The sequence below is a fragment of the Candidatus Nanosynbacter sp. TM7-075 genome, assembly GCF_022828255.1.
In the GTDB taxonomy this organism is placed as follows: Bacteria; Patescibacteriota; Saccharimonadia; order Saccharimonadales; family Saccharimonadaceae; genus Nanosynbacter.
The window spans coordinates 390,444-403,265 of the sequence record NZ_JAJQJW010000002.1; the positions used below are offsets into that span (position 1 = coordinate 390,444).

Sequence of the window (12,822 nt, forward strand, 5' to 3'; positions counted from 1 at the left end):
AATCCTGTGTTATACTGAAGCTAACATAAGAGGGATTGAAGGCATGGGATTAATTTTTCTGATAATAGTTATTATTGTAGTAATTAAGCTAATAAAATTATTACAGAGAGGTAATAGTCAGCCGTCTAATTACTCCGAAGATTATCGGCAGGGATATTGGGATGGCGTGCGTGATGCGCAAAATGGATGCGCAAAAATTGAGAATGACAACGGTCAAGTGAGGCTTATTACCGAGAATCAAAACGCCGCTTCACGGCTTGCGAATACACCGTTAAATATCAGTAATAATGAGAATCTCGATAATATAATTCCTACTAGTATTTCCACATCTGAAGAGAGAGTGGATGCAGTTGCTGTGCCTGTTGAGAATAATATTGAACGAACATCACATATTGATGACAAGGAAAAGGAGAGGGGCCGTAAGACTACAATTAATATAGCGCTATATACGGCATCGCTACTTCTGACTGCGGGAATATTGCTTCTGGCTCAGACAATTAATCTATCTATCCAACTTAGGTTTGGATTGGTGTGGCTGTTTATTTTTATTTATTATATTATTGGTCAGATATTGTATGCTCGCTTGCCAATATTAAAATCTGCGTCGACAGCACTTATTGGAACCGCCTTGGCCGCTGTACCAATTGGCGGCTGGACTATGAATTTACTTTTAGGTATTGACCCAGCATGGTGCTGGCTTATTACCTCTGTAATTGGTGCTGTTTTGTGTGTTGATGCTACGGTGAGATTGAATAGTCGACCCCTTGCTTATATATCGCTACTATCGATGTTTACGATGACGACTAGTTTGCCGGCTGTTGTGCATGCGCAGCTGGTCTGGTATTACGTTGTAATGCTGCTATTTGGATGTTTGATGACTGTGGCTGCATATTTTTCTAGTCGCTTTCCTCGTCAGTTCGTCGAACCATTAAACGTTGTAAGTCCGTTTATCGTGCCGATGACGATGTTTATCGCGCTTAGCTCGTCGGCATATATGGGTGCATTAGATATTAGTGTACTGTTATTTGCTAGCGTTGCATATTACTTTACGGTTGCTCTTGTTGAGAAGTCTAAAAAGATGCGTACTTATGAATTGACAACAGCTCGCTTATTGTTAATGGTGATGGCTACTAGTTTCGCAATGTATTTATCTGACGATAATCAGTTGGTCGTAAGCGTGATTCTAGGGTTAGCGGCACTTGGAAATATAATCTGGTCTGCTATATCAATGTACATCCAGAAACAGTACGATAGACATCATGAAATAGTATTGTGGGCTAGTTTTGTTGTGTCATTAAGTACTCTGTTCGGCGTGATCGGTTCTGGAGATTCGCTACGAATGATGGTTGCTTTTACCTTTATTGGTGTTATTTCAGCGATTAGTCTTGCAATCCTTTTTTTGTTACGTCGTGTCCGCTTCGGTGTTATGGTTGTGATATCTGGGATTCTATTGGTGCCGATTGGTATAACACTATTTAATATTGATATAGCTATAGCACCACGCGTACAGTATCTAATTTTTCTATTCATGACGCCACTGCCAGTTATTTGCCGATTGCTAATTTTGAAGCGTCCGAATATTAGTAAAAGTCAGGCTGCTTTAGTATATGGCGCTGCGTCAACTTGGCTATTAATGGCAATGTTTACTTCAGCGATGATAGCCACTTATGCGACAGAGGAAGCCCTGATGTGTCTATCGGGCGCGATAGCTATCGGCGCTGGCATTATGAGTGTGGCTGTATGGCGCGAAAAAGTTTATGAGTTTGTAGTTGGAGTCCATACTTCTTTAATGTTGTCAGTATTTTTGCTAGCTTTAGGTTTTGCAGTGTCTAGTGAAAATATCTCCATTCTAATGGCGTGGATAAATGTGTCGTCGCTATTAATAGTAGAATGGCTTTATCGTCGTCATGGCAACACAGCCGTCAAAAGTCGTGAGTTATTATTACATTCTATCGTTGGTGTGGCTGTGCTTATTGTATTGTCGTCAATTCATCCGATAGTTTGGTTGCCGCTAGCGGTGTCACTATATTACGCGTTTTACCGATGTCGTAGAGAGGTTTATTTGGGTGGGGCATATCTTACGACAATCATCTTTGTTTTATTATCTCTGCATTGGTTGAATATACCGTTTAATGACAATCTCGCAATTGCTGCATGGGTGAGTCTAGTTGGTTTTGGGTCTTTGTACTGGCTGTTGCGAATGAATAGGCAATCGTCAATTATTGGTGATATGACGCTGTGTGCTGCTATAGTTCCAGCGACAGTGCTTCCAATGATTAATCTACTGGCAACATATGATTTGTCGTTCAAGGTATTGGGATGGCTAGCAGCTGTAGCGGCTCTTTATATGGCGGTACTTGCTAAACGAGATTGGCGAATAATGGCAATAGCTGCGCACCCGAGTTTAGTGTTGTTGCTTTACCTTATAGCGCAACGGCTTGCCATTCCACTCGAATTTATGTCAGTCGTTGCCCTGGTCATTTTTGCGGTGTTTTACGGTCTGGCTATTACTACGCGAATCAGAAAGATGTCGAGTCTTTGGTATTACTCTTCGTTCTATAGTGCCATTGGCTGGTCGGTAGCCTTATTGTCTATTGCTACATCAGTTAGCGCTACTGTGGCGTCAGTGATTCTGGCGGCGCTAGTGTGGATAATTAATGGTATCGCCTTGATGTTCGAAGGTATTCCTAAAAAGAATATTTTATATTTTGATTCAGGCGTGATCCTGATTTTGTGCGGTGTTTTATTTACTATTAAAAACCTAGCCCTACCTGTTCACGCTATCACAATACCATATTTGTGGTCAGCGGCAATTCTTTCGGGAGCAGTAATGTCGTGGCGTTGGTTGGGGTATATTCATAAGTCTACGACAGCACACCTAGTGCTGGCTCTTTCTGTGCTTAGTTTGTCGACTCTCGTCTTGGCGTTCGCAGGAGACGGCGTTATGGAAATATTATTCCTAATAGAGCATTCATTGATGGTCGTTGTGGGGCTGGTACTTAACAAACGACTGATTACGACCTGGGGTGCCGTATGCGTGACATTAGCTTTGATATATCTATTGTCGGGATACACTTATGTATTAGCTATTTTGGCTGGTATATCTATCATTGTAGCGGTGATAATTGTGGTAGCGAGAGCTCAAAGAAGCAAAAGGCAAGATATTGCAAAAAGATAGTTTTTATGCCATAATATTGACGTATGAAAGAAAAAACCATTATTGGGTCGACTGAGCTTGTGGATTTTGGCAAGCGAGCGCAAAAAGTCCCAGCTAAAATTGATACGGGCGCCGATTCCAGTGCGGTTTGGGCGAGCAATATTCGCATTGATAAAGATGGGGTATTGAAATTTTCTCTATTTGGTAAGGGTTCGCCTTATTATAACGGTAAGATATTTAAGAGAACTGATTATTCTGTGGCTAGCGTACGCTCTGCAATGGGTCAAAATCAGATTCGTTATCGAACGCATTTTTGGGTGAATCTTGGCGGGCGAAAAATTAAAATGTTAATGAATTTGTCTGATCGATCAAAAAATGAATTTCCTGTGTTAATCGGAAGACGGTCGATTTCTGGAAAATTCCTAGTGGACGTATCAAGGAAAAATGTTCGCAGGAAAAAACCGTCCGTAACTGCTAGCCTTAATGAAGAAGTAAAATTGAATCCATACGAATTTTATAAAAAATATCATCAGAAAGGTGGGAAAAAATAATGCGAATTGCAATCTTATCCAACGGCAACATTAATTATTCGACGCTTCGCCTGAAGGAAGAAGCTGAAAAACGCGGTCATCAAGTTAAAGTTATTAAGTATAAAAACTGTTACGTTTCAATTGACGAAAAGCATCCGACGGTTATTTACAAAGGTAAGGAGATTGGTGAATTTGATGTGGTGATTCCGCGAATCGCGAGCCACATGACAAAGTATGGAACAGCGGTTTTGCGTCAATTGGAGATGATGTATCCGAAGGCGTTTTTCATGAATCGCTCGATTGCAATCACTAGGGCGCGAGACAAATTGCGCTCAACGCAGTTATTGGTAAAAGCGGGAGTGTCGATTCCGAAGACGGTCTTTTCTCGAAACGCGACTGACATTGATTCGCTCATTGAAGAGATTGGTGGTATGCCGGCAATTATTAAGTTGGCACGCGGTACGCATGGCAATGGCGTAGTTCTGGCGGAAACTAAAAAGGCTGCCAAGTCGGTTCTGCAGGCGTTCTATTTGACTAACTCGGACGGTACGAACGTGCTGCTTCAGGAGTTTATTAGAGAGTCGGCTGGTGTCGACATTCGTGCGTTTGTGGTTGGTAGTCAAGTGGTAGCTAGTATGAAGCGTCAGAGTTTGGACGATGATTTCCGTAGCAATTTACACAAGGGCGGCGAAGGAACCAGTATAAAATTGACAGATTCTGAACGTAAAATGTGTGTGAAAGCCGCTAAGGCAATGGGATTGACGGTTGCTGGAGTCGACTTCATGAGGTCAAGCCGTGGAGCTTTGGTGCTGGAAGTTAATGCTAGTCCAGGGTTTGGAATTGAGAAAATTACTCGCCGAAATGTGGCTGGAAAGATAATTGAATACATTGATCGAAACGCCAAGCGTGGCAATAAAAAAGATAAAATCGGCGCTTAAGCATAAACTTGTTATAATAGGTTTATGGACGAGCCTCGTCACTCGACAGTAACTCAGACTGTCATCAAATGGATATTTATCTGCGGTATGCTAATGGTTATTGGTGGGGCAATTTTTTATGCTTTTCGAACGGTTTCGCCAAAAACGGAAATGATTTACCTGAATAAGACGATGCTTCAGGCGGAAATTGCTAATGACGAAGAATCGCAGCGGAAAGGTCTGTCCGGAAGGCTGGGAATTGATGAGAATTATGCCATGCTGTTCGTCTTTGACCATAACGATCGTCACAAAATGTGGATGAAAGATATGAAGTTTTCGGTCGATATGATTTGGATCAATGATAAAAAGCGCGTCGTCTATGTAAAACATAACGTCAAGCCAGATGCTGAGCCGCATGAAAAATATGCGTCACCGGTTCCGGCAAAGTACGTGTTGGAGGTGAAGGCGGGTGTTGCTAAGCGGGCAAGCGCTGTAGTTGGGTCACCGGTAAAATTTGATTTGGAGGAGGATAAATGAGTGTGATAATTTTATTTGGAGCAATTTTAGTAACGATTTTTGCGGTTGCATTTGTTTCATCTCGAAGATTCGGTCCATTGGCGTTGTCGTTGGCGACGGGATTTTTACTATCAGAATGGTGGGGCAGCTGGCTGACGGGGGTGCTGGACGGCTTGAAATTGGAAACTGGTTTATTGCCAAATGGTGTAATTTCGGGATTAGTCTTAACGTTGGTTCCGTTAATTATGCTTCTTTTAAGTGGTCCGAGATACCAGAAAAAACATGAGAGAATTGTCTCGGCGGTGGGAATCGCGTTCTTGACAGCAGCGCTATTGGTGGTTCCTCTGGGAAAATATATATCATTAGACGGACAGGCGCTGGAGCTGTATAAGATTTTCGCGAATAATTGGCGATATGTGGCTACGTTTGGTCTGGTGTGCGGTTTAATTGACATTTTTTCACTACATACTGGCGGACATAAGCTCACTAAGCATTGACCTTTGTGTTGGTTTGTGCTAGGATGAAGAAAGCGGATATTCCGAATGGGTCCATAGCTCAGCTGGTTAGAGCACCTGCCTTTTAAGCAGGGTGTCCCGGGTTCAAGCCCCGGTGGACCCTCCAAATTTGAAATCGACTCCCTTGGCGGAGTCTTTTTTATGGCTTCAGATCCAGATATACTTTAAGTATGAATAGTTGGCTATTTAAGAAGTTGCATATTTCTTGGTTGGTGGCGGTGTGGTGCCTCGGTCTGACAATTGGCGTAATTTCCATCCATTACATACCGCGGTCGTTTGCGGCGAACTCATTATTTTTATTGGTCGGGCTGGCTATTTTTGTAATTGTGGCAATTTGGCGCTGGCGAGTTTTCGTGATTTTAGCAATTATTTCTGGAGTTTTGGTTGGTCTTTGGCGCGGTGAAATCGGCAGAAAAGGTGTGGAGATTTATGATTCGTTAATCGGAAAAGTCGCAATTGTCCAAGGTCAAGTTTTGGAGGATCCTGATCTCGATAAAAATAGCCAAACGGTTCTTAGGCTGGGCAATCTGCAGATGAATAATGAAAAATTGCCGGGACAAATTTGGGTGACGACGCCAGATAAAAACTCAATTAAGCGTAGTGATATCGTGAAGGTTAAGGGTAAAATGACGGCGGGATTTGGGGCTTTTTCAGCAAGCGTATATCGGGCAAAAATTATTAGCGCCGAAAGACCCGTTCCGGGTGATGTGGCGGTGGGAGTTCGCGATTGGTTTGCGGGACGGGTCCGTAAGCATGTTCCAGAGTCAGAGTCCGCGTTGGGATTGGGATTTTTATTGGGTTTAAGGCGTGCTATGCCGACTGAATTAAGTGACAATTTGAAAATTGCTGGATTGACACATATCGTGGTAGCGAGCGGCTATAATTTAACAATTTTAGTTCGTTTAGCGCGACGATTATTCGCCAAGCGATCAAAATATTTAGCGATGCTCAGCGCGGCTGTTATGATAATTGGTTTTATGGCGGTGACTGGATTAAGTCCTAGTATGTCGAGGGCTGGCTTGGTGGCGGGACTGAGTTTGGCAGCGTGGTATTATGGTCGGACAATTCATCCGCTGGTTCTACTTCCTGTGTCGGCGGCAATCACGCTATTGATAAATCCACAATTTGGTTGGGGCGATTTGGGCTGGCAATTAAGCTTTGCTTCATTTGCGGGCGTGATCATGTTGGCGCCGCTTCTACATTCTTATTTTTTCGGCAATAAAGAGCCGGGTGCGTTTCGACAAATTTTAATTGAAACTTTGTCGGCACAAATTATGACATTGCCGCTACTTATGATGAGTTTCGGTGTTATTAGCAATGTGGCGTTAATCGCGAATATGCTGATTTTGCCGTTTGTGCCGCTAGCGATGCTACTGACGTTTATGTCGGGCGTGCTGGTTTTTGTGCCGATGATTGGCGTGTTGATTGCAATTCCGACGACGTGGTTACTTGGCTATATGATTCAAGTCACCAATTGGACGGCTGGATTTGAATGGGCTCAAATGGAAGTTGGTATCAATTTGTGGCAATGTGCGGTTTTATATGTGGCGCTAATTTTGGCAATGATTTGGATGAAAAAGCAAACTAAATTGGACCTCGCTAAGATAAATATTGTGGAGTAGTGTATAATAGTAACAGATTGAAATAGCAAATAACTTTAGGAGAAATTATGTCAGGACACAGTAAATGGGCTACAACTCACCGACAAAAAGCGATTGTTGACGCTAAGCGTGGCGCGATTTTTACGAAATTGGGTAATCAAATTGCTATTGCGGCACGTGGCGGCACAGATCCAGCGCTGAACTCAAGTTTGGCGATGGCAATTGAAAAAGCTAAGGCTGCGAATATGCCTAGTGCAAACATCCAGCGAGCAATTGACAGAGTGGCGGATAAGAGTGCGGCGGCTTTGGAGGAAATTGCTTACGAAGGTTATGGTCCTGGCGGCGTGGGTGTTATTATTGAAACGGCGACAGATAATCGCAATCGAACATTGCCAGAGGTAAAAACTGCGTTGGTTAAAAACGGCGGACGAATTGCTGATGCTGGTAGTGTGATGTTCCAATTTACACGCAAAGGCGTCATCACTATTGAAGGCAGCGGGGAAGATTTGTTGCTAGCGGTTTTGGACGCTGGCGCCGAAGATGCTGTCGAGGAAGATGGCGAAATTATCGTGTATACGGAGTTGAAAGATTTGGCGAGTGTGCGGAATAAATTGGTTGAACAGGGCTTGAAGGTTAAAGATGCGGAGTTGCGATATATTGCCAATACGCCGATAGAAATTGCCGACATGGAAACTGCGCAGAAATTGATGAAGATGATTGATGCGTTGGACGATTTGGATGACGTTGTGAATGTTCATACAAATGCGGATATCACAGCGGAATAAAATCATCGCTTTAAGAAATCGCTCCTTTTCTGGGGCGATTTTTAATTTGACAAAAAGTACGCTAAACTAAAGATGATTAACCATAAGCAAGGAGCGAGCATGAAGTATTTGCGCAACACACTACTTATGATACTAGCCGTGGCACTAATGATGCCGTCGCCGTTGGTTTTGGCGGAAGGCGCTTCAAGTGTTACTCAAGAGTCGAAAGTTGATGACGCTCAGACTGTCGATAATAGTCTTAAATCGGCTGAGGAAGCGAAAGATTCAGTTGTTGACAAGGAGCAGATCGATAGCAATTCACCTTCCCAATCAAGTGAAAATCCCGAGGCTCCAACGGAGAATTCTTCTACAGATAGTCCGAGTGAAAATCCTGCTACCAATGAGTCTTTAAAATCTGAGCCAAACCCCGAATCTGAGTCGCCAAAAATAGATAATCCAAGCGGAAGAATAGAAGAAAATGCTCCGATATTAATTTCAAAGATTAGTCAGGATAAAAAATACGTTGAGATTTATAATCAGACGAATCAGGATGTTAATTTGGCTGGTTGGAAAATAGAGTATTACACTGGACCTGTCGCTAAACCCGTTGGAAAAATTTTCAAGGATGAAGTAATATCGGCGAACGGATTTTTGGTTTTGTCGAATGATAAGATGTTAGCGGGCGCCATAAAGTTTGATAACAATTTAGGTTTGGCTCAAAATGATGGATCGGTCGTGCTGTCGCGCTCGGACGGGTCGGTTTCAGATACTGTTGGCTGGGGAAATAATTCAAAGTCTGCGGGTTCACCAATTAAAGGCGGCGTGAAAATTGTTTGGCGCTGTTTTATTGATGGAAATATTATTGATTCGAAAAATAATTCCACTGATTTTTTATCGAGTAAAGGTTCTGATAATCAGGAAATTGTGCCTTATTCACGTCCGAATTGTAAGAGTCCAGAGCCCAAACCTGAATCTCCAAAGGAGTTGAATAAATGTGAAGGTCTGAAGCTAAGTGAAATCGCGTCGAATGTTGATGAACAATTCATTGAGATTGTAAATTCTGGCGAAAAAACCGTCATTACGACAGGCTGTAAATTGACGGTTGGCGATTCTGGCGTTCGTGAAAATATTGGTGACATCGAATTAAATCCGGGTGAATTTTTAACGATCAAAATAAAAAACACGAAACTGAAATTGCCAAAAACAAAAGGAAAAGTTTATTTATTAGACGAGGCTGGATCGAAAATTGATATCTCTGAATATAACAATATGCCAAAAGGCTCCTCGTGGAGTTTGGTTGATGATGAGTGGACTCGGACATTTGCCACCACTGAAGGCGCCGCTAATATTTTTAAGGAATATCCAGATTGTCAGAACGGCTATGAACGAAATGTGCTGGGCAGGTGTGTGAAAATTGCCATTCCGCCCATTGAAAGTCCTTGTCCCGTTGGTCAATACCGCCATCCGGAAACTCGCCGTTGTCGAAAAATTGAAGCGGAAAAAACTATTACTCCCTGTAAAGATGGCTATTATCGTAGCGAAGAAACTGGTAGATGCCGATCTATCGCATCGGCTGCGGCAAAAACTTTGAAGCCTTGCCCGGAGGGTCAATTCCGCAATTCAGCTACGGGTCGATGTAAGAAAATTGCCTCCACTGACGATATAGCAAAAGAATGCCCAGAAGGATTTGAGCGTAACCTGCAGACTAAGCGTTGCCGAAAGATAAAATCGGCTAGTATGCCGACCGTTGGTTCGGCGGCTGCTGAAGTTAAGCAAGTCGCTGGCGCTACTTGGGGTTGGTGGGTGTTTGGTGGCGTGAGCTTACTGGCCGTCGGTTACGGCGTATGGCAATGGCGATGGGAAATTTCGCAATTTGTACGAAAAATCCGCGAAAGCATTAAATCCGCAAGCGGTAAATAATTGCTATAATAAAGATATGAGAATTATCGGGATTGACCCGGGAACGGGAATTTTGGGGTTTGGTGTGATTGATTTTTCTCGCGGTAAGTTTAAGATGGTCACAGCGGGAGTTGTGACGACGCCGGCACATACGCCAATTGACGAAAGGCTTGAAGATATTTTTGATAGTCTAACAGAGATTATTGCCGAAACAAATCCTGATGTTATGTCGATTGAAAAGCTATTTTTTGCGCGTAATGTTACGACGGCGATTTCTGTGGCGGAAGCGCGCGGCGTGGCGATGTTGACTGGACGAAAAGCCGGAATGCCGATTGCTGAATATACGCCGTTGCAAATAAAACAAACTTTGACCGGCTATGGAAAGGCTGATAAAAAGCAGGTCCAGGAAATGGTGCGCCTTAATTTGGGTTTGAAAGATATTCCAAAGCCGGATGACTGTGCGGATGCTTTGGCTGCAGCAATTACACACGCGGCGATGAATCGGGTATAATTGAAATATGATTGCACATGTTTTTGGAAAAGTTGCTGAGAAGTTTAACGGCTCGTTAGTTATTGATGTTCATGGTGTTGGATATGAAGTTAGCGTGGCGACTAATGATTTTGACGCAGTGACATTAGATCAAGAAGCAAAATTTTACACTTATCATCACGTGCGCGAACAGTCGGAGGAATTGTTCGGGTTTTCTAGCCTGGCGGCGAAAAAACTGTTTGAAATGCTAATCACGGTTCAGGGGGTTGGCCCGAAGGCTGCGTTAGCGATTTTAAGCTTGGGTGATGCTGAGCAAGTGCGCAATGCTATTGCTAACGCTGACAGCGGCTTTGTACAAAAGGCCACTGGCGTCGGCAAAAAAACCGCCGAGCGAGTGGTGGTTGATCTGAGCGATAAAGTTGGTTTACCGACTCATTACGGCCGAACGGAAACTCCGCTACAGACTGAATTAAACACTTCCGATGAAGCTTTGGAGGCGTTGATGGCTTTGGGCTATACATTAGCGGATGCCACTAAGGCGCTCGAAAACGTTGATGTCAATTTGCCAACAGCTCAGCGAGTAACTGAGGCGCTGAAGAAATAAAAAGGACGCTAAGATGGCGCCCTTTTAAAGAATAGGTAAATTTTCTAAGGCTCAATGACTATCTTTTTATTTGACCAAAATGAAGGCTGGTAGTGAATTTTAATTTTTGAATCTTTTGCAACCTCAAAAATAACAGAACCTTCTTTTTTGCCGTTGACTGCTAGGTCGCCAGACCCTAGGTTGTCGCTTGCAGTGAAGGCTGTGCCGCTTGGCCCTTCAATGGCACCATTCGCATCTTCTATTTTCCAGTCGAACGTATTAAATGATAGCTCGCTATCTGATTTGTTGACAATTGACACATTCACTTTAACGAATTCTTTTCCGTCATTAGCCTTAATAAACTGGTTATCTGATTTCCAGTCGCGATCAATTGATTTAACAGTCACCTCCTTGCCGTCGAAAGCGATAGTTTCACCAACTTTGAAAGTAGTTTTTTCGGTTGGTTTATTTTCCGAAGTAGCGTTATTATTGTTTGTATTGACGACAGTGGCTTTGTTCTGTTGCGATGCGCTGGATACTCCAATCACAATAATAACAATAATTACCCAAAACCACACCTTCTTAAAAATTGGTTTTTTCTCGCTTGTGTTCATCATCCCCTCCTATGAGATGTGCCGCCCAACAAAAAGGACAGCCGTTAAATTTGGCTGTCTACACCTAGAACGTAGAGTTTACGCTCGAATAACGGCTGCCCATTATATGCGTAAACAATACGTTTGAAACGTTGAGTTCTAGATGTAGACAATTCTATTGTACTATAAATGTTATAATTAGTTTATGGCAATTGAAAGAATAGTTGATACAAGTTCGCATGATGATGATTCTGAAGAGCAGCGAATTGAGGTGAGTCTGCGTCCGCAGAGTTTTGCTGAGTATGTTGGTCAGGAAAGATTAAAACGTAATTTGCGCTTGGCGATTGATGCGGCTAAAAAGCGCGGCGAGCCGTTGGATCACGTATTATTATATGGTCCGCCGGGGCTTGGTAAAACAACTATGGCGACAGTGATTGCTAATGAAATGGGCACGAATCTGCGGATTACTAGTGGTCCAGCAATTGAAAAAGCGGGCGATTTGGCGTCGATTCTGACTAATTTATCGGACGGCGATATTCTGTTTATCGATGAGATTCATCGGTTGGGTCGGTCTGTAGAAGAGATTTTATATTCCGCAATGGAAGATTTTAAGCTGGATATTGTGATTGGAAAAGGTCCGGCAGCGCGATCAATTCGATTGGATTTGCCGCGATTTACGGTGATTGGTGCGACGACACGAACCGGAAGTTTGGCGGCACCTTTGCGCGATAGGTTTGGGCATATTTATCGCTTGGAATTTTACACGCCAGAGGATATTGCGAAAATTGTGACGCGTAGTGCGAAGATTTTGGAGTCGTCAATTCGAAGTGAAGCGGCGGATCTATTGTCGACGCGAGCGCGCTTGACGCCACGTATTGCCAATAGACTTCTTAAGCGAGTTCGTGATTACGCAGACGTTAATGGTGATGGAATAATTGATGTAAAAACTACGACTAATGCTTTGGAAATGTTGGAAGTAGATGAGTTGGGCTTGGATCCGGCTGATCGTAATTTATTACAGTCGATTCTGGAAAATTATGGCGATAATCCTGTTGGATTAACAACAATTGCGGCGTTGACTGGTGACGAGGCGACAACAATTGAGGATTTTTATGAACCATATTTGCTACAAATTGGTTTTATTGAGCGCACGCCGCGTGGTCGTCGAGTAACAATTAAGGCAAAGCGACATTTGGGAAAATAGTTATCGTATTCTTCGACTTTTTGTGTTTTAATAAAACCAGACAAACTTAACTA

Annotated in this window: 12 protein-coding genes and 1 tRNA gene; 12 read left to right on the top strand and 1 reads right to left on the bottom strand. The window is 43.1% G+C overall.

All coding sequences use genetic code 11. The features are described 5' to 3' along the window. The first annotated feature begins 43 nt into the window (after positions 1 to 43). The 11 genes from LRM42_RS03590 (at position 44) to ruvA (ending at position 10,993) form a co-directional block, all read left to right on the top strand. Positions 44 to 3,178, top strand: coding sequence for a hypothetical protein (locus tag LRM42_RS03590; RefSeq protein WP_243816778.1), 3,135 nt, complete (start codon positions 44 to 46; stop codon positions 3,176 to 3,178). Positions 3,179 to 3,201: 23 nt separating this feature from the next. After that, positions 3,202 to 3,708 carry an ATP-dependent zinc protease family protein gene (locus tag LRM42_RS03595; protein WP_243816779.1) on the top strand — a complete coding sequence of 169 codons (507 nt, stop codon included), beginning with the start codon at positions 3,202 to 3,204 and terminating at the stop codon, positions 3,706 to 3,708. Then, positions 3,708 to 4,625 (top strand): RimK family alpha-L-glutamate ligase, encoded by a 918-nt coding sequence (locus LRM42_RS03600; protein WP_129631616.1) that lies wholly within the window; start codon positions 3,708 to 3,710, stop codon positions 4,623 to 4,625. The genes LRM42_RS03595 and LRM42_RS03600 overlap by 1 nt, the downstream gene beginning before the upstream one ends. Positions 4,626 to 4,649: 24 nt before the next feature. Further along, positions 4,650 to 5,141 (top strand): DUF192 domain-containing protein, encoded by a 492-nt coding sequence (locus LRM42_RS03605; RefSeq protein ID WP_243816780.1) that lies wholly within the window; start codon positions 4,650 to 4,652, stop codon positions 5,139 to 5,141. Further along, complete coding sequence (locus LRM42_RS03610) at positions 5,138 to 5,617, top strand: hypothetical protein (protein WP_243816781.1); 480 nt, start codon at positions 5,138 to 5,140, stop codon at positions 5,615 to 5,617. The genes LRM42_RS03605 and LRM42_RS03610 overlap by 4 nt, the downstream gene beginning before the upstream one ends. Positions 5,618 to 5,664: 47 nt before the next feature. Next, a tRNA-Lys gene (locus LRM42_RS03615) sits at positions 5,665 to 5,741 on the top strand. Positions 5,742 to 5,805: 64 nt separating this feature from the next. Beyond that, positions 5,806 to 7,257, top strand: a complete 1,452-nt coding sequence (locus tag LRM42_RS03620; RefSeq protein ID WP_243816782.1) for a ComEC/Rec2 family competence protein — start codon at positions 5,806 to 5,808, stop codon at positions 7,255 to 7,257. Between the two features lie 47 nt (positions 7,258 to 7,304). Further along, complete coding sequence (locus LRM42_RS03625) at positions 7,305 to 8,021, top strand: YebC/PmpR family DNA-binding transcriptional regulator (RefSeq protein ID WP_129743740.1); 717 nt, start codon at positions 7,305 to 7,307, stop codon at positions 8,019 to 8,021. Between the two features lie 99 nt (positions 8,022 to 8,120). Next, complete coding sequence (locus LRM42_RS03630) at positions 8,121 to 9,920, top strand: lamin tail domain-containing protein (protein ID WP_243816783.1); 1,800 nt, start codon at positions 8,121 to 8,123, stop codon at positions 9,918 to 9,920. A gap of 16 nt (positions 9,921 to 9,936) precedes the next feature. Then, entirely contained in the window at positions 9,937 to 10,410 is a 474-nt protein-coding gene (gene ruvC, locus LRM42_RS03635; protein ID WP_243816784.1) for a crossover junction endodeoxyribonuclease RuvC, read from the top strand. 7 nt (positions 10,411 to 10,417) lie between these two features. Continuing rightward, complete coding sequence (gene ruvA / locus LRM42_RS03640; RefSeq protein WP_243816785.1) at positions 10,418 to 10,993, top strand: Holliday junction branch migration protein RuvA; 576 nt, start codon at positions 10,418 to 10,420, stop codon at positions 10,991 to 10,993. A 44-nt stretch (positions 10,994 to 11,037) separates the two neighbouring features. Here the strand turns inward: ruvA and LRM42_RS03645 are convergent, their stop codons facing one another. Continuing rightward, positions 11,038 to 11,586: a DUF4352 domain-containing protein gene (locus tag LRM42_RS03645; RefSeq protein ID WP_243816786.1), complete on the bottom strand. Its 549-nt coding sequence runs from the start codon at positions 11,584 to 11,586 to the stop codon at positions 11,038 to 11,040. 184 nt (positions 11,587 to 11,770) lie between these two features. Between LRM42_RS03645 and ruvB the strand changes: the two genes are divergently transcribed. Then, a complete protein-coding gene (ruvB, locus tag LRM42_RS03650; protein WP_129631586.1) occupies positions 11,771 to 12,769 on the top strand; it encodes a Holliday junction branch migration DNA helicase RuvB in 999 nt (332 codons plus the stop codon). The last annotated feature ends 53 nt before the right edge of the window (positions 12,770 to 12,822 follow it).